Genomic DNA, 24395 nt, shown 5'->3' on the forward strand with positions numbered 1-24395 from the left:
TCGTTGTCTAGGTTTACGGTAAATTCACTGCCTACATATATTGACAGTATTTTGTTGAAGTGAGTATGGCACCTAGTCTTCTATTGGGTGTTCTACTGGCGTTTAAATTTCGAGGACATAGATGTTACGGCTTGCAGGACTCTGTAAAGGGTACAAAGATGGCAACGAGTATCACTCCGTCCTTCAAGGGGCAGAGTTATCGTTAAAGCAGGGTGAGCAACTGGCTTTAATGGGAGAGAGTGGTTCAGGTAAAAGTACGTTACTTAACTTAATTGCTGGCCTTGATTCTGTCGATAGCGGTGAAGTGTGGGTGGGTGAGACCGCTTTGCATGCTATCTCTGAGCGTGAGCGGACTGCTTTTCGTCGAAATAATATCGGCCTTGTCTTTCAACAATTTAATTTGCTGCCAACCTTATCAACGGAAGATAACATCCGTTTTTGTCGACAGCTAAAAGGGCTTGACGACGATCAAGCACTCTGGCGTCAAATTGTATCCGCACTTGATCTCCGTCCATTATTAGAACGTTATCCCGAAGAAATGTCAGGCGGCCAGCAGCAGCGTGCTGCAATTGCGCGTGCTTTATACATGGAACCCGATATTTTGCTGGCAGATGAGCCAACAGGCAGCTTAGATGAGCGCAATGCCAGTGCCGTGATTCGGTTGTTGACCCAATTGGCGAGTAAACTTGATTGTACATTATTGCTTGTAACGCACAGTGAGCAAGTTGCTTCCCATATGCAAGGTTGTATTCGCTTGCAAGGAGGGCAACTGCATGTCCAATCCAGTCGCTAAGGCGCTCTGGGGGCATTATCGTCGCCACCCGTTCCAAATTTTGCTGGTCTGGTTAGGCCTAACATTAGGTATCGCGTTACTTATTGGTGTAATGGCAATTAACCAGCAAGCTCGTGAAAGTTATCGTCAAGGCGAACAGCTGTTCGATAACCCGTTTCCTTACCGTATTCGCTCACTGCAATCGGGTATGAAAGTCCCACAGGGTTTATATATCGATCTGCGTCGTGCTGGCTTTAAAGAATGCGTCCCGATTGATGAATACCGTATTACGACTGATCAACAGCGTGATTTTGAGCTGCTTGGGGTTGATCCTATTGCGATGTATTCAACGCTGAAACAAACGGGTCCTGCACAATCTCAGCTGTTTGATCTGATTAGTCCTCCATATCCTATTTTAATTGGCGAGCAGTTAGCGCGTTATATTGGCATTGAAAGTGGTGAGATGATCACACTTGATAATGGTAATAAAATTGGCCCATTGATGCTGGTAGAAGACGAACGTATTGGTGGCCCGCGCATGATTGCCGATATGGCATTATTGCGCCAACTAAATAAGAGTTCTGGTTTTACTGCGGTTATTTGCCGTGATCTTTCCACAAAACGTCAAGACGATTTAGAGCAAGCCTTACCATCAGGTGTCACGCTTGAAAAAAATCAAAGTGCGACACTTGAACCTCTGACCAACGCTTTTCACATGAACCTGTTAGCGATGGGGATGTTGTCATTTGTGGTCGGTTTATTCATTTTTTATCAAGCAATGTCTTTGTCGTTATCACAACGACAGCCTTTAGTTGGCGTGCTAAGGCAGTTGGGCGTGTCAGGTTTCCAACTCGCTCGTGCCTTGATTATCGAAATTATGCTGTGGGTGGTCCTTGGACTGCTTGGTGGTAATGCGCTTGGTTTATTACTGGCCCAACAACTATTGCCTTCTGTGGCTGCGACTTTAAGTGATTTATATGGCGCAAATGTATCACTCGCCGTCGAGTGGCATTGGCAGTGGGGGCTCGCGAGTTTAGCCATTGCGGTATTTGGCTCTGTGCTGGCTTGCGGCTGGCCTGCTTTACGTTTGATCAATACACAGCCATCACGCCTTGCGACACACATGTCACTTATTCGCATCAGTGGGCGAGAGTTTGGCTTACAAGCGATTATCTCTTGTTTCTTTATTGGTGCGGCTTTTGCTGTCTATCAATTACCGCACGGACAAACGGCGGGCTTTGTGCTGATCGCATTCATTTTGATCGCAAGCGGTCTGATGATGCCTTTCATTTTATGGCAGCTTTTCCGTTTGAGCGCCAAGGTCGTTAAGGCGGCAAGGTTACGCTGGTTCTTCTCTGATGCTGCTGCAAGCTTAAGTTATCGTGGTGTTGCTGCTATGGCATTCATGTTAGCACTTGCAGCTAATATTGGGATGGAGACTATGGTGGGGAGCTTCCGTTACACCACTGAAAATTGGCTAGGACAGCGCTTAGCCGCAGATATTTATGTCCGTCCACCACTGAATGTCGCCTCACGTCTTGAAACTTGGCTTGAAGAACAGCCCGAAGTGGATCAAGTTTGGCGTCGTTGGCGTAAAGAACTGGATACTCATAAAGGCATTGTGGAAGTGCGTAGCATGGGGGCGTCACAAGGTGAAAAAGAAGCGCTTACTGTAAAAGTCGCTGTTCCTGAATATTGGGCAACAACCCACAATAAGCGTGCTGTTATGGTGAGTGAATCTATGGCACTGCGTGAAAATTGGAAGCCTGGTCAAATTGTTGATTTACCTGCACCACTAGGTAAAAACTGGCTAATAAGTGCTGTTTATTATGATTATGGCAACCCTTATGGGCAATTGATGTTGTCACAGACTTATTGGCAAAAGGTATGGCGGAAAAAAGGCGCAGTCAGTTTTGCAATCCACCTTGGCGAAGGTGTTAAGCCTGAGCCGCTTATGGCACGAATGGGTGAACGCTTTCGATTACAACCAGAACGCGTCCGAAACAATGCTGAATTAATGAATCAGGCAATGCGGGTGTTCGACCGTACCTTTGTGGTGACATCGACATTGGGTAAGCTCACGCTCTTTATTTCAGTTTGTGGGTTATTTGTTGCCACTGTCGCGGGAGAGGTGTCACGACAGCGTCAGTTTGCTTTACTGCGCTGTATGGGAATGACAGGGCGTGAGCTCGCACTATTAGGCGGTGGTCAGTTATTTATTATTGGGCTAATGACAGCATTAATTGCCTTGCCTATGGGCTTAGTGTTAGCGCAATTACTGATTGACGTAATATTAAAGTACTCTTTTGGCTGGACGATGGAACTGTATTTCTTCCCAACGCAATACCTGTTTTCACTGGGAATGGCCTTAGTAGTCTTACTTGCTGCTGGTGCTTGGCCTGTGTGGCGTTTAGTTAAGCGTTCAGCTATTACATCATTACGGGAGTCGTTCTAATGTCTTTAAAATATCTCCTGTGGGCCTTTGGTTTAAGTTTCTTACTAATGGGGTGCGATAAGCCTGAAATAAAATCACCAACGGTCGGGGTGCTAACCCAGTCCTCTACTGATAGTTTTGAAAAAGTAACGCCGAATAACAGGCTACATTTCCCTGAAGATCATGGCGAGCACCCAACTTTTAAAACCGAATGGTGGTATTTAACGGCTAACCTAACGGCTGAAAATGGTGAGCGGTATGGTGTCCAATGGACGCAGTTTCGTATTGCGACGGGCAGCCATGATCAAAGCGGGTGGGGGACTCCACAGGTTTATATGGCGCATGTTGTTATTAGCAGCAATCAGGGAACGCAGCATGCAGAGCGTTTTGCTCGAGGTGGTATTGGTCAAGCGGGTATACAAGCATCACCTTATCGCGCGTGGTTAGATAACTGGACGTGGCAGTCAGCAACAGATAGTCCATTTCCTGGCGTGCTGACTTTTGAAGATAATGGCATGCTTGGCGAATTATCTATCGTTAACAACGGCGAGCTAGTGCTACATGGTGATAAAGGCTATAGCAAAAAGCATCCAGCAGAAGATCGCGCATCGTATTATTTCAGTGCACCTTTTTTGCAGCTTCAAGGCACACTGATGCTCAATGGAAAAACGGTAAAGGTTACTGGACAAGGCTGGTATGATCGCGAATGGAGCAGCAGTATGCTGTCAACTGAACAGCAGGGTTGGGATTGGTTTTCTATCCATTTAGATGATGGCAGTGCTTTGATGGCAGCTCAAATTCGTTCAGAAGATAAAAAAAATTATTCATTTGGCTCGCGCAGTTGGCCTGATGGACGTGTAACAGCGTTAAGCAGTAGTGAAATATATTTAACCCCGATCAGTTACTCGACCATAGATGGAAAAGTATTACCGCTCAAATGGCGTATCGATATTCCATCACAAGATATCAAACTATCTGTTGGGGTCGAAAGAAAACAGCGATGGCTACCTTTTAGCTTCCCATACTGGGAGGGACCAATATTTGTTAATGGTAGTCACAATGGTCGTGGTTTTATGGAATTAACAGGGTATTAGCACACGGGGTGTATTGTTCGAATGTACAGGCAATACACTGTGTACCTATAAGGACAGTAGGAAAGTAACGTGGCAACAATTCAATTTGATGAGCAATCTTTATCACAGCGTTTAATGAATTATCGCCGTGAACTTCACCGTTATCCAGAAGCGGCATGGTGTGAATTTTTTACCACTAGCCGAATTGCAGCGCATCTTGCACATCTCAATTATCAACTCGCCTATTCAGATGAAATCATTCATCGTGATGCCATTATGGGGCGTGATCAAGCACAAATTCCCAAAGCCCAAGAGCGAGCATTACGTTGGGGGGCGGATAATCAAAGCTTAGAATTAATGAATGGCGTGACAGGAGTGGGTGCCGTTCTCGATACAGGAAAACCAGGCCCCGTGTTTGCTTTCCGCTTTGATATGGATGCTGTTGAAGTCATGGAGAGTCATGATGACTCCCATCGTCCGCATTTTTTAGGCTTTTCCTCGCTATCTGACGGTGTTGCCCATGCGTGTGGGCATGATGCACATGTCGCGATTGGGCTTGGGTTGGCCGAAGTGTTGGCTGAAAATCGCGAACAGTTAACAGGTAAATTCAAATTACTTTTTCAACCAGCAGAGGAAGGTTGCCGTGCAGGTAAAGCCATTGCCGAAAGCGGCTGGTTAGATGATGTCGATTACTTATTTGCCGCACATATAGGAATGAATGTGCCCAGTGGCACACTGGTGTGTAACCCGCAGCATTTCTTGTGCAGTTCGAAGTTTGATTTACATTTCACGGGCAAACCTGCCCATGCCGGGATTGAACCGAATGTAGGACGCAATGCCCTCGCTGCGGCTTGTACCGCTGTCAATCAGATGCTGGCAATACCGCGCCATCGAGATGGTATGACCCGCGTTAATGTTGGGCAACTTATGTCGGGTGAAGGGCGTAATGTTATTCCAGAGAAAGCAGTACTCAAAGGCGAGACGCGAGGCGAAAACCGTGAACTCAACTCTTATATGTATCAGCATGTTGAACAAATCGCTCACGCTTCAGCAATGATGCACGGGGTCAATGTCGATATAAAAGCGCAAGGTGAAGCGATAGGCTTGAAAAATGACAGTGCGCTGGTGGATTTACTTTATCAGGTTGGTAGCGAAAGTGGTTTTACTAGCGTGATTAAGAAAAAAGATTTTGGCGCCAGTGAAGATGCAGGCTATTTAGTTGATCGTGTCCAGCAGTGTGGTGGCCAGGCCGTCTATTGCTTAGTTGGATCAGATTTGACTGCGGGCCACCATAATGGCGACTTTGATATTGATGAAACACGTATGTTACCAGCGGTAAAATTGTACTTAAATCTCATTCAGTTAATTACTAAAGAAGTTTAAATCAATGGCCTACTCTGTAGCTATAGAGCTCGAGTAGGTTGTTTATTGTTCTGTTGCATTTTGTTACATTGATTTTTTGAAGCAGGGTATCGCTAATGTTTTATAAGATCGCTATAAATTAATAATATTCGCTGGGTGCTATAAAAAAATCGCGCCAAAAACATGACAAAAGAATAAAGATTATTAATATTACCGCAATGTTTTTTCTTTAGGGCGTTTTTGCTGGTGTTTTAAAGGTGGCGAAATAGAATTGCTTTAACAATTTACGACAAGATGTATTAAATATGCACAAGATGATTACTTCGGAAGTGCCCAATACCGTTAGAGTTGAATCATTACTTAATCCTAGCTTATATGCTGAGCTTACTTTTCTGTTGCAACCCATAGTAATACCGAATAGTGGTGAAATTGTTGCTTTTGAAGCATTGTCTAAAGTCATTTCACAATCTGGTGATCAGCTTAATAACGAAGATTTCTTTGAACTTGCAGGTACTGAGCTATTAAAAAGCTTAGTTATTGCGCAAATCAATTCCTTTAAAAAAACAGTTTATACCAAAAGACGCGCTTTAATTTCTTATAATTTGCCGCTTTGCTGCATGGAGGATGACTGCTTTGTTGAAAAGTTGCTTGCCACTTGCACGCAGAAAATTGCCCTTGAGTTTACGGATTTAAACGTTAATTTAAAATCAAGAAAAATCATGGATAATTTAGCTAAAATTCAAAAAAATGGTCATCAACTATGGCTAGATGACTATCTACATCAGTCAAGAGTTGCAAATTTAACTCTGGGGTATATAGAATGGGATATCATAAAAGTTGATAAATCATACCTTTACTTTAATACGGAAGAAGAGTCGCTATTGCAGTCACTAACATCAGTATTACAAAGTTACGTGAAAAAAGGGGTTATATTTGAAGGGGTAGAAACGGAGTTACAACGACGATTAATCTGTAGAGAGAAAACATTTGCTCAAGGTTACTATTTCTCTTACCCAAGATGCATCAACGAAGTGATACAAAAAATGAAATTTACGCCTTGGAAAGCATTACATAATGAAAGAAGCCAACGAATTGAGTATGCAGGTGAAGCAACACTCCCTGTGTAATGACTCATCACTCACTAATTTTTACTCCATCGATTATAAATTAATTAGAATTAAAAATGCGGTTGGCTTCGTATCGATGAAAGGAGTAATAAATGAAATTGACGGTAAAGGGCTTATTTACATTCCTTGCCATACAAATGTGGCTTGTTCTGTAAAACCGCTAGATAATAAGCGAGCAGAACTGGATGTATTGTCGTTCAAAAAGGAGCACTTTTTACAAATAATACAGGGCTTGAAGCCTTTCATCGTGTACGAGCAATTTTCGAATGCATCACAAATGTACTTTCGATACGACGATGAGTTTGATGAAGAATTTGATAGTTTAATCGCTGTTAGTCATTTACTTGAATCTCATAAATCGACAGTGATGACATCGTTATCTCAGTCAATTATATACAAATTGCTTTCAATTTATGCACCACAATTACTTACACGAACATTAAGTGATAAATGTATTGTTGATTATATCGTTGATAAAATTTGCCAAGATTTATCACGTAAGTGGAAGCTTGCTGATTTAGCGGGCTCACTCAATATGTCTAACTCTAAGTTACAACGTAAATTAAAAGAAGAAGACATTGATTTTTCGAAACTGATCAATGATGTTAAATTGAAAAAGGCAAGAGATTATTTAACATACTCAGACTTGAGCATCACTCAAGTTGCTAATAAATCAGGCTTTGATAATTTGGCTTATTTTTCTAATTTATTTAAGAAGCATTATCAGCTTACACCATCGCAGTTCAGGCGTTCTGTTAGGGTGTAATAAAAAAACATTTGAGCAATCAATGTTTGCCTGTTGATTTATTTACCCCTTGGATGTTGATATAAATGGTGTTTTATTATTGTAAAGGTATATTTTCTTTTAATGTTAACTAACACGAAAACACATTATTGATATTTTACACTTTAATTATGACTCATTTAATATTGCCGCCGTCAAAAAAGAGGTGATACTAATGTTCGGTAAATTAAAAGAAAAAGCAACTCAGTTAGCAGCAGATAAAGTTGGCGGTAGCAATATTGATGAGATCATGCAGGCGCATTGGCCAAAAGTTGAAGCTATTCTTGTTGAGAAGTTAGTCGCTGTTGCAGGTGATAAACTCAATCAACCTGGCTATATCGATTCATTTTTCGAGAACGGCTACGAGTTTCTTCCTGCACCAGTTCGAATGATGTTGCCTAAAGAGAAATTCGTCGCTTACTGTGTGACTAAGAAAGAACCTTTACTTCTTAAAGCGAATGAGAAGTTAGCAGAACTCGCATAACTGACAAGGCGTAATATAAGTTATTACGCCTATTGATAGCGGTAAAGAGACGTTAATTGCTAAAACTGTGTATTAGCGTCTTTTTATTTTCCTCGATACAACCTCTACACCCGCTCTATACCTACCAGCAACTGCATTCAATGCTAGCTCTAAGGCATTTTCTGCAATCAACTCAAATTGCTGGGGGAGAGATTGAATTTTATTGGGGAGAAAGTCTAACAATCGATTATCACCAAAGGTGGCCAGCTGTGTTTTGGTTAGCAGCTCTGGCTGGGTGAGCAATCCATCGAGTATCCCTTCAAATAGCGTGTAAGACGTTGCCAAAATAGCATCTGGCATAGTGCCTTGTGCAATCCACTCTTTGATGATGCGAAATCCTTCTTGTTGGCTGAAATGATCGCCGTAAGCGGTTATCACTTTGATTTCATCAGCATTCGCACGCAGGGCAGAAAAGAATCCTTGTTCACGTTCAACTGAAACGCCAAGATCTTTAACGGCGCCTATAATACCAATACTTGTAAGCGGTTTGCGTAGTAGAGATTGAGTGAGCTCAAAAGCACCTTCTAGATCTTCACTGATCACGCTGGCAAAGACTTCATCATCTAACGCACGGTCAATCGCGATGACAGGGACACCACCAGTTTGGATTTTTTTATAGAAATCATTGTCGGGTGGTAGGGCACTCGCCACAATCAGCGCATCAATGCGTCGACTCAGTAGGGTATCCGCAACTTTCATTTCAGTATCTGCATCGTCATCTGAACATGAAATAATGAGCTGATAACCTGCTTTTCTAGCATCGCGCTCGAGTAATTTAGCTAATTTTGCATAACTGCTGTTTTCAAGATCAGGGATGATCAAGCCAAAAGAGCGACTGCTACCAGCGCGTAAAGAAGTGGCGGCATGATCTGGCCTGAAATTATGCTCATTAACCACCGCCATAACTTTAAGCTGTGTTTTTTCACTGATGCGGTATTTACTGGCCTTCCCATTGATAACATAACTTGCTGTTGTTCGTGACACCCCCGCAAGTTTTGCAATTTCATCTAGCGTCATTTTTTATCTCTAACAGGAATAATTGTGCGGTTGATCAAAATTTGATAACTGATCACCCTACTAGTGTTTGCAATCATAGCTGAATCCATTCAGCATGTCAGCTGAAAGGTTTCAGCAGAACTAAGAGCTAGCTCATTTTGTGCTGAAACTTTTAATTTACCATTTTGCTGAATCGTTTCAGCTTGTGTGTCAGCGACGAGAAGTTGCTTTCAATCGAGGGTTCAATTGGAGCATGCAAGGTTAGAGGAACGTTTCACTATTATCAGTATTACAACGTGTAGTGACTGACTTTGATTAAGTGCAGTACTAAAACGTAAGAGGATGAACACATGTTATCGCTTTCGATAAACGATATTCAGCTAGAGCAATCTGCCGGCAATAAAGAACAAGCAATTAAGGCACTGGCGAGTGCATTAGAGCAAAGTGGCCTAGTTGCGACTGGGTATGTGAATGGCATGCTAGCGCGTGAAGCACAAAACTCTACCTTTCTAGGTAATGGTATTGCCATTCCACACGGCACGACAGACACACGAGGTCTAGTAAATCAAACGGGTGTCAAAATTCATCATTTTCCGCAAGGCGTGAACTGGGGAGATGGAAAGACTGTTTATCTTGCTATTGGTATTGCCGCTAAATCTGACGAACATTTAGGGATCTTAAAACAACTGACGAAGGTTCTTTCTGCTGATGGGGTTGAACAAAAACTGAAAGAGAGTAAGAGCGCTGAAGGGGTTATTGCCATTTTAAACGGTGAGGATCAAATCGATGCTGATTTTGATACTCAGTTAGTGCAGCTTGATTTTCCTGCGACCGATTTATTGCAATTGACTGCTGTCGCGGCGGGCATGATTAAAAATAAGCAAGCGCTGGGCACAGAGGGTGTTGCAAGCATGGTCGCTGCAGAGCCAACGTATTTAGGTCAGGGGTTATGGGTGGCTAAAACAGATACCGCCGTAACGCGTACGACCTTGTCTTTTGTTAAACCGTCACAGCCGTTTGAACACTATGGTCAGCCGGTTAATGCATTGCTAGCGGTTGCGGCATGTAACAGCGCTCACGTACAAAATCTAAAGCATTTAACCAGTCTGCTTTATAACCAGCAAGTCAATAAACTACTAACGGCTGATAACGATAAGGTTGTTTCACTTCTAACGGAAGAAACGTTAGAGGGTTCTGAAGCGACATTCCAGATCCGCAACCCTCACGGTTTACATGCACGCCCTGGCGCTATGTTAGTAAGCACTGCAAAAGGATTTGAATCGAATATTCTTGTTGCCAACCTAGACGGCGAAGGTAAGTCGGTGAATGCGAAAAGTTTAATGAAAGTCATCGCGTTAGGCGTTAAACATAGCCACAAATTACATTTTGTTGCACAAGGCCCAGATGCAGATGCTGCACTTGCAGCCATTGGTGAGGCTATTGCAAATGGTTTAGGGGAGGGCAAGTAATGTCTGCCATTAATCTTAAAGTTGTCACTGTTACTTTAAACCCTGCACTCGATTTAACGGGATCACTTGCAAGCTTAAATGCAGGTAGTGTGAACTTAATTAAGCAAGGGTCATTACACCCTGCTGGCAAAGGGGTGAATGTAGCCAAAGTGCTGGCGGAACTTGGCGCAGATGTCACGGTGACAGGCCTATTAGGTGCAGATAACCAAGAACCGTTTTGCCAGCTGTTTGAATCGCTAGGTTTGAACGATGCTTTTGTGCGTGTTGCAGGAGCGACGCGTATCAATGTCAAAGTTGTTGAAGAGTCTGGACAAGTAACCGATCTAAATTTTCCTGGCGTGAATGTCACGGAAACAGATATCGCTCGTTTCGAGCAAACACTGGTGACATTGGCACAAACCCATGATGTGTTTGTTCTTGCAGGAAGTTTACCGCAGGGCGTATCACCACAAAAATGCGCCCAGTGGATCCGTTTGTTACAAGATCAAGGTAAGCAAGTGCTGTTTGATAGCTCAAAAGCGGCGTTAACCGAAGGGCTTGAAGCAACGCCTTGGCTGATTAAACCGAATGATGATGAACTGGCTGATTGGGCTGGAAAACCGTTAACGACAATCGATTCAATAACTGAAGTTGCTGAGCAACTATCACAGCAAGGCATCAGTAATGTGGTTGTATCACGCGGTGAACAGGGTGTTATGTGGCTTGATCAAAATGGCTGGCTAAGTGCTCAACCACCAAAAATGAATGTCGTGAGCACAGTAGGTGCGGGCGACACGCTTGTCGCTGGTATGTGTTGGGGCCATTTAAATCAGTGGAATAAAGAACAAACATTAACGTTTGCGACGGCTTTATCGGCGTTAGCTGTGGCACAAGTGGGTGTGGGCGTTAATAACCTAGAGCAAGTCGAGCAATGTATGGAACAAGTACAGCTCGCGTAGGGCGTTAGTTAGCTTTACACCAACATATATTTATCCAGTAACGTAAATGTAATTACGTAAAAAATAAAAGAATCAGAGGGTTTTGATAATGAAAGTAGCCATAGTGACAGCTTGCCCTAGCGGCATTGCAAATAGCGTCATTGCTGCAGGTTTGCTTGAAAAAGCAGTAGCAGAATTAAAGTGGACAGCCAATATTGAGTGTCAGTCGAGTGTAGTTAGTGGTGATACATTAACGGCTGACCAAATAGATGCAGCAGACTATGTCATTGTTGCCACTAGCCGTGCAATTGACCTGAGCCGTTTTAAATCGAAAAAAGTATATCAGTCTGATATTGCCGCTTGTTTAGTATCGCCAAAAACATACTTAGAAAATGCGATTAACCAAGCTGAAACCTTGACTGTTATTCCACAAGCTGAAGAAAGCCAAAGTGGAGCAAACGCAGCAAAGAAAATTGTGGCAATCACTGCTTGTCCAACAGGTGTTGCACATACCTTTATGGCGGCTGAAGCACTTGAAGAAGAAGGTCAGCGTCTTGGTCACCAGATTAAGGTTGAAACCCGTGGATCTGTTGGTGCGAAGAATCAACTGACTGAAGACGAAATTGCCGATGCCGATCTGGTGATTATTGCGGCTGATATCGAAATCGACATGGCGCGTTTTTCAGGCAAAAAGGTGTACAAAACCAGTACTGGGCTTGCACTGAAGAAAACGAAACAAGAATTTGAAAATGCCTTTGCGAAAGGGACAACCTATCAACACGATGCTAGCTCATCAAGCAATGCTAGCGCTTCAACTGAAAAAACAGGTGCATACAAACACTTAATGACGGGTGTTTCTCACATGTTACCGCTTGTTGTAGCTGGTGGCTTGTCGATTGCCTTGTCGTTTGTATTCGGCATCGAAGCATTTAAAGAGGAAGGCACATTAGCCGCTGCTTTAATGACCATAGGTGGTGGTTCTGCATTTGCTTTGATGGTACCAGTACTGGCGGGCTTTATTGCATTTTCTATTGCTGATCGCCCTGGTCTTGCTCCTGGTTTAATTGGTGGTATGTTAGCAAGCTCAACAGGGGCGGGTTTCCTTGGTGGTATCGTTGCTGGTTTCTTAGCGGGCTATAGCGCTAAAATGGTTGCCGATAATGTTAAGCTGCCACAATCGATGGAAGCGCTTAAACCTATTTTGATCATTCCGCTTGCCGCGAGTTTAATCACTGGCCTGATCATGATTTATGTGGTTGGCGGCCCTGTATCTGCCGCGATGACAGGCCTGACGGATTTCCTCAATAACATGGGCTCTGCAAACGCTGTGCTCTTGGGTATTATTCTTGGCTGTATGATGTGTTTCGACCTTGGTGGCCCTGTAAATAAAGCGGCGTATACTTTTGGTGTTGGCTTACTTGCATCACAAACTTATGCGCCAATGGCTGCGGTTATGGCTGCGGGTATGGTACCAGCATTGGGTATGGGCTTAGCGACTTTCCTTGCAAAACGTAAATTCACGAACAGTGAATCAGAAGCGGGTAAAGCATCGTTTGTGCTGGGCTTATGTTTTATTTCTGAAGGTGCAATTCCATTTGCGGCACGCGATCCAATGCGCGTGATTCCAAGTTGTATGGCAGGTGGCGCATTAACTGGCGCATTGTCTATGCTATTTGGTGCGAAACTGATGGCACCACACGGCGGCTTATTTGTGCTGTTTATTCCAAATGCAATCACACCAGTCTTTATGTACTTAGTTGCGATTGCGGCTGGTACTTTAGTAACGGGTGTGACTTACGCATTCTTAAAGCGTGCTGATGAAACACAAACAGCAACGGCCTAAACGATAAACATAGTGATATTTAGCCACTAACTTGTTTATTTGAAATAAAAGAAGCCCCGATATTGCTACGATATCGGGGCTATTTTTTGCCACCGCTGCCTACTTTATATTGTTCTGTATTCACTAAACGCTATTCTTTTATTTCCCCAAGCGCAACAGAGTTGCAAAGCACATCAAGAATAGGGTTAATCAATACAGCGAATGTTCGTAGGCTCTCCTTGCGTATTCAAAAAAGCATTACTGCTAAAGCGCATTAGTTATTATTATCCCAAATGTTTACTACTTTATTATTGTAATTCTTAAATACTATTACTCTTCTGCTGCCATCAACAACTCTTCACCGTCAGTAATTAACAGGTAAGATTTGCCAATTTCAAGCTGACATATATCAATGTTCTCAGGTCCAAAATATAAATCGCCACTACAGTTATCGACGGTTATGTAAGGGGTGACAACACCTTGTTTGGCTTCATTAATTGAGACCGACGCAGTAGTAATAATTTGCGCATCTTTTTGGCTAAATACACGAACGCGATACTTACCAGCCATATCTGAACGTGACCGTTTTAATGCACTGAGCTTAAAGAGTTTGCTTTTAGCATCATCTAACCAAGCGACAACCCATAAATCGGCATTTTCACGAATTAGCATATTCTCTATTTTGGCTGTAATGCTCTTAGTGTTGGCGTCTTGGATGCCCAATTGAACAGTGACGTTGTCACTTACATTCCAACGATACATATAGGGTGTGACATCTTTATCCATGTTTTCCGTGGCTTTGTTTGTGCTGGCAAAAAGTGAACTTTCACTCAAAGTGTTACGGATATGGTAGTCAACAGCCTCACTGGTTGAATTTACGAAGTGTAAATCGGCTTGACGTGTGCGAGCTATGCCATCAACAGCATTACTGATTGCGTCAATATCACTGTCTCCATCCCCTGAACCACCACAACCCAATAGCACAATTGGTAATGCGGTTAATAGCACTGTCCTAAACATGTTAGAACCTCTTTTGTAATTATTTTATGAATCTAATGTAAGCATATTGCAAGATCCCACTCCTATTTGATGAATTCTGATGGATAAATTGAACTTGTATTTAACTAATTGAAATAAAGTTAAAAATCAGCCTCTCATTCATGAGAATACTAAAAAGGTGATAGGTATGAGAAATAAGTTGGATAAAGAAGTGGCAAAATTGACCACTTCTTAGCTGAGTGAGGGAAAAGACGTGCCAGTTAATTCTCGCCGAGAAATATCAGCACATACGGCGCTTTAAACCGCTTAATTCAAGTAGCCTTGTCGAAATTTCTTCCACAGAGAGTGAGCTGGTATTCAAGTAGGGAATGGCTTCGCGTCGGAACATGCTTTCGACCTTACCCAATTCAGTTTCACATTGATGTTGGCTCGCGTATTCGCTGTCGGCCATGCGTTCATGCCGAATCGTGTGCAGGCGCTCAGGATCAATCGTTAGACCAAAGGTCTTATATCTATATGGTTCAATAGCTTGTGGAAGCTTTAAGCGCTTCATGTCTTCTGCGATAAAAGGGTAATTAACAGCTCTAATGCCAAATTGCATTGCTAGATATAAACTTGTTGGGGTTTTACCACATCGAGAGACCCCAAGTAGGATAATATCAGCCTGATCAAGATTATTCAGTGAGATACCATCGTCGTGGGCAAGGGTATATTCGATAGCTGCAATACGATCCATGTAGCTTGCAGCATCTTTATTTATGCTATGCGAGCGCTGTAATTTGGGCGCTGGCTCAAGGTTTAGGTCTTGACGCAGTGGTTCAACAAGGACATTCAAAACATCATAAAGTAAAGCGTTGCTTTGTTCTAAAATTAACTTTACCTCAGGAACAACCACAGAGTAAAAGACAATAGGTTGCACGCCTGAATTTATACCTGCTTGTTCTATAAGGTTTTTTACGTATTTTGCCCGCTCTGTTGTTTCAACAAAAGGCAATGTCATTTGCTTAGTTTCTAAAGGAAATTGGCCTAAAACAGCGTGTCCAAGCGTCTCAGATGTGATTGCAGTACCGTCAGAAACGTAAAATACGTCACGAAATTGAGTTTTGCGCTGCATAAAAAGTTGAATCCTTAAAATTATTTTGTAATCGTGTGAGGTATCAGAGTTATTACAATAACCTAAAAAGGAATATCCTCCAGATCAACCCTGCAACGTGTGTATTTTTTTGTGACTTAATGCAAACGTTTGCCTTGGTGGCTATATTCTTAATTACTGCTGTATCCAATACAAGGAGACTTCCCCGTGCAACAGAATGTTGTTTGGTATGACGCTTTATCAATGAATGACGTTGACAAAGTAGGTGGAAAGAACGCATCACTCGGCGAAATGGTCGCGAATTTGGCGAACGCTGGTGTGAAGGTACCCAATGGTTATGCAACAACATCGTTTGCTTTTAATGCTTTTTTAGAAGCTGATGGGTTGAATGATCGTATCTATCAGCTACTTGATAAGTTGGATGTTGAAGATGTAAACGCGCTGAAAGCGGCTGGTGAAACCATTCGTGGCTGGGTTCATGAAGCGCCTTTCCCTGCCGATTTAGAGGAAGATATTCGTCGTTGCTACGCTGAACTTGGTGAAGGTGACGAAATGTTATCTGTTGCGGTGCGCTCATCTGCGACAGCAGAAGATTTACCCGATGCTTCATTTGCAGGTCAACAAGAAACCTTCCTAAACGTACGTGGCATTGATTCTGTTATTGAAGCGGTTAAGCATGTTTTTGCATCTTTGTTTAATGACCGTGCAATCTCATACCGTGTGCACCAAGGCTTTGAACACCAGGGTGTTGCATTGTCTGCGGGTATTCAACGTATGGTTCGTTCTGACATAGCATCGTCAGGCGTGATGTTCACTCTGGATACTGAGTCTGGCTTTGACCAAGTTGTATTTATTACATCTTCTTGGGGCTTGGGTGAAATGGTTGTTCAGGGCGCAGTTAACCCTGATGAGTTTTATGTACATAAGCCAACCTTAGCTGCTGGTAACTCAGCAGTTGTGCGTCGTACGATTGGATCGAAAATGATCAAAATGGTGTACGCTGGCGGTGAAGAGCTAGGTACGCAAGTTGAAACAATTGAGACATCGGTAGAAGAACGTACCCAGTTCTCTTTAACTGATGCTGAAATTGAAGAGTTGGCGAAACAAGCGCTGATCATTGAAAAACACTACGGCCGTCCGATGGACATCGAGTGGGCGAAAGATGGCGTAACTGGCGAACTCTTGATTGTTCAAGCCCGCCCTGAAACAGTACGTTCGCGTGATGATCAAAATGTGATGGAGCGTTTCCATTTAAATGCGCAAGCACAAGCCATTATTGAGGGTCGAGCGATTGGCCAGCGTATTGGTACGGGCGTTGTTCGTGTTGTCACCAGTCTTGATCAAATGGATCAAGTAAAAGACGGTGACGTATTAGTCGCTGACATGACAGACCCAGATTGGGAACCTGTGATGAAAAAAGCCTCTGCTATCGTCACTAACCGTGGTGGCCGTACCTGTCATGCTGCGATTATTGCACGTGAACTTGGTATTCCTGCTGTTGTGGGGTGTGGTAAAGCGACTGAGCAGTTAGTAGATGGTCAGCAGGTCACTGTTTCTTGTGCGCAAGGTGAAACCGGCTTTATTTATGAAGGTGAGTTAGACTTTGAAATTCGCCGTTCAGAAGTTGATTCACTGCCTGAACTGCCTTTGAAAGTTATGATGAACGTGGGTAACCCAGACCGTGCATTTGATTTCGCTTGTATTCCAAACGAAGGTGTTGGTCTTGCTCGTTTAGAGTTCATCATCAATAAGATGATCGGTATTCACCCGAAAGCATTACTGAACTACGATCAACAATCTGATGAGTTAAAAGCAGAAATTGACCACCGTATCGCGGGTTATGAAAGCCCTGTTGAGTTTTACATTCAAAAACTAACAGAAGGTATTTCAACGCTTGCGTCGGCATTCTGGCCAAAACGCGTTATCGTTCGTATGTCTGACTTTAAGTCAAACGAATACCGTAACTTGGTGGGTGGGGTTAACTTCGAACCTACAGAAGAAAACCCAATGCTTGGTTTCCGCGGTGCATCACGCTACGTGTCTGAACAATTCCAAGATTGTTTTGCACTAGAGTGTGAAGCCATTAAGCGTGTACGTAATAAAATGGGGCTGAAAAATGTCGAGATTATGATCCCATTTGTTCGCACGGTTAGCGAAGCCGCTTCGGTCATTGATCTGCTTGCGAAATTTGACTTACGCCGTGGTGAAGAAGGCCTTAAAGTCATCATGATGTGTGAGCTACCTTCTAACGCTATCTTGGCGGAAGACTTCTTGAAGTACTTTGATGGCTTCTCGATTGGCTCGAACGATATGACGCAGCTTACACTTGGTCTTGATCGAGATTCTGGTGAAATCGCCCACATGTTTGATGAACGTAATGACGCAGTAAAAGCTATGCTTTCTATGGCGATCAAAGCTGCAAACAAGGCAGGGAAATACGTGGGTATTTGTGGTCAGGGCCCTTCAGACCATGAAGATTTAGCGGACTGGTTGATGGAGCAGGGGATTGACTCTGTATCGCTAAACCCAGATACCGTTGTTGAAACATGGCTACACCTCGGTAAGAAAGATGTTTAATTAGCCGATAATCTACTAACAATAAAACCCGCAGCGATGCGGGTTTTTTTATATCAATATTAACCCCATCAATGATATTTTTTCTCATACAGATTTACATGCAGAAAGTTGATCTTAATTACGACTTGGCATATAAAGAGGTAACCGATGACTTACTTCATGATTATATTAATTTTTTCAAACCTTTAATAACATGGAGAAAAGAAGGTGGTTAAGGCAAAATCAGAAGGAAAACGTTGGATCGATGTGGTGCTATTTCGCCATGTTTACAGTGATGCCGATTTTGATATTACTTCACGCGATCTGGTTGTTAGAGGTGATAGCTATAAGTTAAGTAAGATAAAACAGCTGCAAATACGTAAGTTAAGTGTAAAAGATAATCTCGTTCGGTTAGCGTCAATTGTATTTGCCTTGTCTGCTGCAACGTGGGCTTTTGTACCTCAATTTGGCTTTTTGGCACTCATAGTTTCGTTGTTTATCGCACTGCTATCATTTAAGAAATACGAATTGCGTGCGGAGTTTCGAGGGTGTGATGAAACTGGTGACCAATGGGTATCACTTGTACGTTGCTGCACCAAAAATGAGTACAGTACGTTGAAAGAAATCTATTCGAGCGTTCAGCCAAAGCTATAACGAAAAACCGCCCTGAATATTCAGAGCGGTAAATAGGCAAGAGGTTTAGTTATTATTATAAGTACAGTGTTTTACTTAGCGGGATAGGTTTTGTAGCGTACACCCATCATTTGTTCCATACAGTGAACAACTTGGCAGCTATAACCGAACTCGTTATCGTACCAAATGTAGAGTACACAACGATTATCTTGCGCTATGGTCGCAACACCATCGACAACGCCTGCAACACGTGAACCCACAATATCGCTAGACACAACTTCGGTCGAATCTGTGAAATCAATTTGGCCAGAAAGCGGCGAGTTAAGTGCCATTTCACGAAGATAATGGTTCATTTCTTCTGCAGTGACATTCTCGTTAAGGTTCAGGTTAGCAACTGCCATTGAGACATTGGGTGTTGGAACGCGAATTGAGTTCCCAGATAGCTTGCCTGCAAGTTCAGGTAGCGCTTTAGCAACGGCTTTAGCAGCGCCCGTTGAAGTTAGCACCATATTTAAAGATGCAGAACGACCGCGTCTATCACCTGAGTGGAAATTATCGATTAAGTTCTGATCATTGGTGTATGAGTGTACGGTTTCAATGTGGCCAGACACGACACCATACTTATCGTTTACTGCTTTAAGTACAGGTGTAATGGCGTTCGTTGTACAGCTCGCTGCTGAGATGATGGTGTCTTCAGGCTGAATAACGGATTCATTAACACCAAATACGATATTTTTGATGTCACCTTTACCCGGTGCCGTGAGTAGTACTTTACTTGTACCAGGACATGCTAGGTGATTGCCTAAGCCTTCACTATCACGCCAAATACCTGTGTTATCAACAACAAGCGCATTGTTGATGCCATATTGGGTGTAATCAACATCAGCAGGGCTATTCGCATAAATCACTTGAATGAAGTTACCATTGACAATGATGGCTTTGCGTTCTTCATCAACCGTAATGCTACCGTTGAATGGACCATGTACCGAATCACGACGAAGTAAGCTCGCACGTTTCTCTAAATCACCGTGCTTACCGCCACGAACAACGATTGCTTTTAGGCGAAGTGGGTAACCCGCGCCACTTTTTTCAATAAGCAGTCGCGCTAAAAGGCGCCCAATACGACCAAAGCCGTAAAGTACAACATCACGAGATTCCAGTGATTGGGTGCTGCTTAGTGATTCAGCTAGTGCGGTTTGAAGAAAGTCTTTTAGACCGTTTTCATCATCTTGATTCTTCCAATATTCGTAAGCAAGTTGACCGACATCGATTCGACAAGGTGATAAATCTAACTCAGTCATTTGCTGAATCAGTGGAAGCGTTTGAGCTGGTGATAAAGCCTCACCTGTGTACTTACGTGCCACACGGTGCGCTTTGATAATATCGACAGTTGAAGCGTTAACCAATTGACGACCAAACAGTAAGATTTCGACACCTTTCTGTCGGTACAGTTGACCAAGAAGTGGTGAGATGGATTCTGAATTCGTTTGGCTAGTTTGCCAATCAAGAAGGTATTTTTCCGGACTCATCTTTACTAGGACCTTTCACGTTTTTGGGGGAATGAAGCAGGCGGGAACCTGCATGAAGCTATGTTGTTTTTATGGCAGAAAGTGTAACGTTTGCGTCGTTTTTAACCTAGTAAAATTAAGCAGTTATAATTGTGATCTTAGGCTGTTTTGTCGCGTGATCAAACTCGCAATTTATTTTTGTAGGACGTCTTTATTGTGCTGTAACAAGAGACTTATTTTTCACTATGCATTTAAGGGAAAGTCTTATATTTCATCAAGTTGCTGCTTGTAATAAAAACGCAAAATAAAAGATGCTACAGACTTAGCTGATAAAACTAACGATATAAAGGCTTGGCGCTTGTTCAGAAAGGCAGATGCGAGGTTTAGCTAACATGAAAGTAAGGCTAGCGATAATGAGATAGCCTTACTGGTGATTGAGTTCATTACAGTGATGGTTTCAATTTTACTAAGCTGGATATATAGCGCCTAAAGTAATCGCATGAGTTGCACCTGTAACATCAGGTAGGTTACCCGGTAAATGATGCAAAGTTCGATAAGCCAACCATGCAAAGGCCATCGCTTCCAGGTTATCGCTATCGACCCCGCGCTCTGACGTACTCAAGATCTGCCACTGTGGCAACGCTGCTTGAAGTCGAGTGATCAAGAGTGGGTTATGCACACCACCACCGCACACGAGCAGTTCATTAGGGAGAGTTGGGTGTGTAAAAGTACGTACATCGTTAGCGATGGTTTGGGCCGTAAATTCTACCAATGTAGCTTGTACATCTTGTGGCGAGATAAGGCGCTGCTCCTCAGTGAGTAGATCATCGAGATGCTTCTGCAACCAAGGAAGATTAAAGAGTTCACGCCCAGTGCTTTTGGGGGCTGATAACGCAAGGAATGGCTCAGTAAGCAGGCGTGTTAAAAGTTTAGTGTTGATAGCGCCTGTTAGTGCCCATGCTGCATCTTTGTCAAACGCTTGATCATGATGCTGTGCTATCCAAGCGTCCATCAGCATATTCCCTGGACCTGTATCGTAACCAACAACGTGCTGATCTGGCTGCAGTACCGTAATATTTGAAATGCCGCCGATGTTTAAAATAACACGCGAAGTATCTGGGCTGCTAAATAACTGTTGGTGAAAAGCGGGCACTAACGGGGCGCCTTGCCCACCAAAGGCCATATCTTTGCGTCTAAAGTCAGCGACGGTGCAAATTCCTGTTTTTGCTGAAATGATATTGGCATCGCCGAGTTGCATCGTAAATGCGTATTCGCATTCCGGGGCATGAAATACAGTTTGTCCATGACTACCAATTGCACAGACTTCTTCAGGCTGTATCTGTGCTTTAGCTAGCAGAGCGTTAACAGCATCGGCAAATAAGTGGCCTAAACGATGATCGAGTTCGCCGATGGTTTGCAGATTCGTTGGCTGGCCAAGGCAGACTTCCAATAATGAACGCTTGAGGTTTTCCCCTATTGGAAAGCTGATTGATTCGATTAAATGCGTTTTCGTGGAATCTATTTCTACTATAACCGCATCTACACCATCCATACTGGTGCCAGACATGAGGCCTATGTATTTTTCAGTCATTGTTTGATACCTGTTAGGGACGTAGAAAACGTCAGTTTATTTTACACATTGCAGCCTATTGTCGCGTCATTATATTTCAACTTATTGAAAAAGAAGATTTAAAAAAAGTGGTATCTCTTTTGCTTACTCTAATGTGCAACTTCTTAATAATATTTGAGGGATTATCATGAAAAAGTTAACTATTGCAGCTCTAGTTACATCATCTTTTTTTGCCGCTAATGCAAGTGCTACGATTATTTCAGTAAGTTCTGGTACTTCTTCTGCTGGTTTTTCTGGTCAAATTACACCGCCTCCTGCACTAGTGACCGATACTGCCGTCACAAATCAGGCTCAGCAGGGGTTCAATGAGCAGCAACTTGTTTCGTTGGCGGCTGATTTAGCTGTTGATGGCGGAACGATTGCCCAGGGTACTAATGTCGCAAGTCACATGATTTTCCTAAATAAAGCAACAAATGTGAAAGGTGTGTTGTCCCATCTGGGTGTTGAGTGGACGTTTGATGGCAATATTTTAGGCGTTATGTCAGATTCGGGTGGTAACTTAGAAGCTGCAAGTAATAGCCTATTTGGCGCAGTAGGAACGATTTACCCTGGTGCATTTGGTGCTCGTGGTATGGAAGGGAGCGATAGCTATACAATTAATGGTGATAAGCTAACCGTTTCTATGCGAGTGACACAGCCTGGTGACTGGATTCGCGTTATTACCGATGTGCCAGAGCCTGCATCAATGGCACTATTTGGTTTAGGTTTAATGGGGTTAGGTTTCTCTCGTCGTCGTAAAAACCAAGCATAATCAAACGACAGCCTTCTAAATATTAACAACTTTGTTTGATTTATATAAACCGCTGCACTTGTGTCGCGGTTTTAGTTTATCGTTCGAATTAGGGGTGATGCAGCTCACGATTTCTGTTATAATGCGCTCCATTATCTCTAAGTCATGGCAAGAACACTCTCTAAGTAATGAGAATTATCTTAGTTCTGCGTACTTAGATGAACATACAAATTGAAGCTGCCACCATCATGGCGGCTTTTTTAATGCTTGATACATCAATCAATTTGGAACAGTACATTGATTTCTACAGCTAACATTACAATGCAGTTTGGCGATAAGCCATTGTTTGAAAACATTTCAGTTAAATTCGGTGGCGGTAACCGCTACGGCCTTATCGGTGCGAATGGCTGCGGTAAGTCAACGTTCATGAAAATCCTTGGCGGCGAATTAGAGCAATCAGGCGGTACTGTTTCACTCGATCCTAACGAGCGTATGGCTAAGTTAGGTCAGGATCAGTTTGCTTTCGAAGAGTACTCAGTTGTTGATACCGTTATTATGGGTCACAAAGAGCTTTGGAAAGTAAAAGAAGAACGTGATCACATTTACTCTCTACCAGAAATGTCTGATGAAGATGGTATGCGTGTTGGCGATCTTGAAACTGAATTCGCGGAAATGGACGGTTACTCTGCAGAAGCACGTGCAGGTGAGTTACTTCTTGGTCTTGGTATTCCAGAAGAGCAACACTTTGGCTTAATGAGCGAAGTTGCTCCTGGCCTTAAAGTTCGTGTACTTTTGGCGCAAGTTTTATTCGCAGACCCTGAAGTAATGCTTCTTGACGAACCAACGAACAACTTGGACATTCACACAATTAGCTGGTTAGAAGAGATCCTGTTGGCACGTAACTGTACAATGATCATCATCTCGCACGACCGTCACTTCCTAAACAGTGTTTGTACACACATGGCTGACTTGGATTACGGTGAACTTCGCCTATTCCCTGGTAACTATGACGAATACATGATGGCTGCTGAGCAGGCACGTGAACAGCTTCACGCTGATAATGCGAAGAAGAAAGCACAGATTGCTGAACTACAAACGTTCGTAAGCCGTTTCTCTGCTAACGCATCTAAAGCGAAGCAAGCAACTTCTCGTCAGAAGCAACTTGATAAAATTCAATTGAGCGAAGTGAAGGCATCAAGCCGTCAGTCTCCGTTCATTCGTTTTGATCAGGAAAAGCCACTTTTCCGTAATGCATTAGAAGTTGAAGGCCTAAAACAAGGCTACGGCGAAAACATTTTGATCAATGGTGTAAACCTAATGGTTGAAGTGGGTGAGCGTATCGCTATCATCGGTGAGAATGGTATCGGTAAATCAACATTCCTAAACACGCTAGCGGGTGTAATGGAACCAATGGAAGGCATGGTTAAGTGGTCTGAAAACCATAACATTGGTTTCTATGCTCAGGATCACAGCGCTGATTTTGAACAAGATATGACACTACTTGACTGGATGGGTCAGTGGAAAAAAGAAGGTGATGACGAGCAAGTTGTTCGCGGTATCCTAGGTCGTATGCTGTTCTCACAAAATGACATTAAGAAATCTGTAAAAGTAATTTCTGGTGGTGAGCAAGGTCGTATGTTGTTTGGTAAGCTTATTATGCAACGACCAAACATCCTACTAATGGACGAACCAACAAACCACATGGACATGGAGTCAATCGAAGCACTTAACTTAGCGCTTGAAAACTTCAAAGGTACATTGATGTTTGTATCTCATGATCGTCAGTTTGTATCATCGGTTGCGACACGTATCATTGAAATTACTAAGAACGGTGTTGAAGATTTCCACGGTTCTTACGATGAATATTTACGTAAACAAGGCCTAACAGGCTAATAGCTGTTTGCTGAATAAGAGCCGCCAATTTAGGCGGCTTTTTTCTGTCTATGGTTTAATTGTGATTATATTCA

General features: G+C 43.0%; 19 protein-coding genes. 14 read left to right on the forward strand and 5 right to left on the reverse strand.

Going from position 1 to position 24395, the window contains the following annotated elements:
• The first annotated feature begins 121 nt into the window (after positions 1-121).
• From L4C35_RS00610 to L4C35_RS00640, 7 genes are all read left to right on the forward strand, one after another.
• Positions 122-793 carry an ABC transporter ATP-binding protein gene (locus tag L4C35_RS00610; RefSeq protein ID WP_428461060.1) on the forward strand — a complete coding sequence of 224 codons (672 nt, stop codon included), beginning with the start codon at positions 122-124 and terminating at the stop codon, positions 791-793.
• Positions 774-3227 (forward strand): ABC transporter permease, encoded by a 2454-nt coding sequence (locus L4C35_RS00615; RefSeq protein ID WP_428461061.1) that lies wholly within the window; start codon positions 774-776, stop codon positions 3225-3227. The genes L4C35_RS00610 and L4C35_RS00615 overlap by 20 nt, the downstream gene beginning before the upstream one ends.
• The gene (locus L4C35_RS00620) at positions 3227-4300 is read left to right on the forward strand and encodes a lipocalin-like domain-containing protein (protein WP_428461062.1); all 1074 of its coding nucleotides are present in this window, start codon (positions 3227-3229) and stop codon (positions 4298-4300) included. The genes L4C35_RS00615 and L4C35_RS00620 overlap by 1 nt, the downstream gene beginning before the upstream one ends.
• A 69-nt stretch (positions 4301-4369) precedes the next feature.
• A complete protein-coding gene (locus tag L4C35_RS00625) occupies positions 4370-5662 on the forward strand; it encodes an amidohydrolase (RefSeq protein WP_428461063.1) in 1293 nt (430 codons plus the stop codon).
• Between the two features lie 284 nt (positions 5663-5946).
• Positions 5947-6768 carry an EAL domain-containing protein gene (locus L4C35_RS00630; protein ID WP_428461064.1) on the forward strand — a complete coding sequence of 274 codons (822 nt, stop codon included), beginning with the start codon at positions 5947-5949 and terminating at the stop codon, positions 6766-6768.
• A complete protein-coding gene (locus L4C35_RS00635) occupies positions 6716-7534 on the forward strand; it encodes a helix-turn-helix domain-containing protein (protein ID WP_428461065.1) in 819 nt (272 codons plus the stop codon). Before L4C35_RS00630 ends, L4C35_RS00635 begins: the two co-directional genes overlap by 53 nt.
• A gap of 193 nt (positions 7535-7727) precedes the next feature.
• The gene (locus L4C35_RS00640; RefSeq protein ID WP_428461066.1) at positions 7728-8036 is read left to right on the forward strand and encodes a hypothetical protein; all 309 of its coding nucleotides are present in this window, start codon (positions 7728-7730) and stop codon (positions 8034-8036) included.
• Between the two features lie 72 nt (positions 8037-8108).
• Here the strand turns inward: L4C35_RS00640 and cra are convergent, their stop codons facing one another.
• Positions 8109-9092, reverse strand: coding sequence for a catabolite repressor/activator (gene cra, locus L4C35_RS00645; RefSeq protein ID WP_428461067.1), 984 nt, complete (start codon positions 9090-9092; stop codon positions 8109-8111).
• Positions 9093-9421: 329 nt separating this feature from the next.
• Between cra and fruB the strand changes: the two genes are divergently transcribed.
• From fruB to fruA, 3 genes are all read left to right on the forward strand, one after another.
• A complete protein-coding gene (fruB, locus tag L4C35_RS00650; protein WP_428461068.1) occupies positions 9422-10540 on the forward strand; it encodes a fused PTS fructose transporter subunit IIA/HPr protein in 1119 nt (372 codons plus the stop codon).
• Positions 10540-11478, forward strand: coding sequence for a 1-phosphofructokinase (gene pfkB / locus L4C35_RS00655; protein ID WP_428461069.1), 939 nt, complete (start codon positions 10540-10542; stop codon positions 11476-11478). Before fruB ends, pfkB begins: the two co-directional genes overlap by 1 nt.
• Positions 11479-11566: 88 nt before the next feature.
• Entirely contained in the window at positions 11567-13300 is a 1734-nt protein-coding gene (gene fruA, locus L4C35_RS00660) for a PTS fructose transporter subunit IIBC (protein ID WP_428461070.1), read from the forward strand.
• A 309-nt stretch (positions 13301-13609) separates the two neighbouring features.
• Here fruA and L4C35_RS00665 read toward each other — a convergent pair whose 3' ends face one another.
• Together L4C35_RS00665 and ppsR are read right to left on the reverse strand one after the other, a co-directional pair.
• Entirely contained in the window at positions 13610-14299 is a 690-nt protein-coding gene (locus tag L4C35_RS00665) for a hypothetical protein (protein WP_428461071.1), read from the reverse strand.
• 259 nt (positions 14300-14558) lie between these two features.
• Positions 14559-15392, reverse strand: coding sequence for a posphoenolpyruvate synthetase regulatory kinase/phosphorylase PpsR (gene ppsR, locus L4C35_RS00670; RefSeq protein ID WP_428461072.1), 834 nt, complete (start codon positions 15390-15392; stop codon positions 14559-14561).
• Positions 15393-15578: 186 nt separating this feature from the next.
• On the opposite strand from ppsR, the gene ppsA reads away from it, so the two are divergent.
• Together ppsA and L4C35_RS00680 are read left to right on the forward strand one after the other, a co-directional pair.
• Positions 15579-17948 carry a phosphoenolpyruvate synthase gene (ppsA, locus tag L4C35_RS00675; protein ID WP_428461073.1) on the forward strand — a complete coding sequence of 790 codons (2370 nt, stop codon included), beginning with the start codon at positions 15579-15581 and terminating at the stop codon, positions 17946-17948.
• A 207-nt stretch (positions 17949-18155) separates the two neighbouring features.
• Complete coding sequence (locus L4C35_RS00680) at positions 18156-18581, forward strand: hypothetical protein (protein WP_428461074.1); 426 nt, start codon at positions 18156-18158, stop codon at positions 18579-18581.
• Between the two features lie 71 nt (positions 18582-18652).
• On the opposite strand, the gene L4C35_RS00685 is transcribed toward L4C35_RS00680, so the two are convergent.
• Both L4C35_RS00685 and L4C35_RS00690 read right to left on the reverse strand, forming a co-directional pair.
• Complete coding sequence (locus L4C35_RS00685; RefSeq protein ID WP_428461075.1) at positions 18653-20089, reverse strand: glyceraldehyde-3-phosphate dehydrogenase; 1437 nt, start codon at positions 20087-20089, stop codon at positions 18653-18655.
• Between the two features lie 445 nt (positions 20090-20534).
• A complete protein-coding gene (locus L4C35_RS00690) occupies positions 20535-21659 on the reverse strand; it encodes an anhydro-N-acetylmuramic acid kinase (RefSeq protein WP_428461076.1) in 1125 nt (374 codons plus the stop codon).
• Positions 21660-21825: 166 nt separating this feature from the next.
• On the opposite strand from L4C35_RS00690, the gene L4C35_RS00695 reads away from it, so the two are divergent.
• Entirely contained in the window at positions 21826-22449 is a 624-nt protein-coding gene (locus L4C35_RS00695) for a PEP-CTERM sorting domain-containing protein (RefSeq protein ID WP_428461077.1), read from the forward strand.
• Between the two features lie 276 nt (positions 22450-22725).
• Positions 22726-24321, forward strand: a complete 1596-nt coding sequence (locus L4C35_RS00700; protein WP_428461078.1) for an ABC-F family ATPase — start codon at positions 22726-22728, stop codon at positions 24319-24321.
• Positions 24322-24395 lie beyond the last annotated feature (74 nt).

The organism is Photobacterium kagoshimensis (assembly GCF_050337045.1).
In the GTDB taxonomy this organism is placed as follows: Bacteria; Pseudomonadota; Gammaproteobacteria; order Enterobacterales; family Vibrionaceae; genus Photobacterium; species Photobacterium kagoshimensis.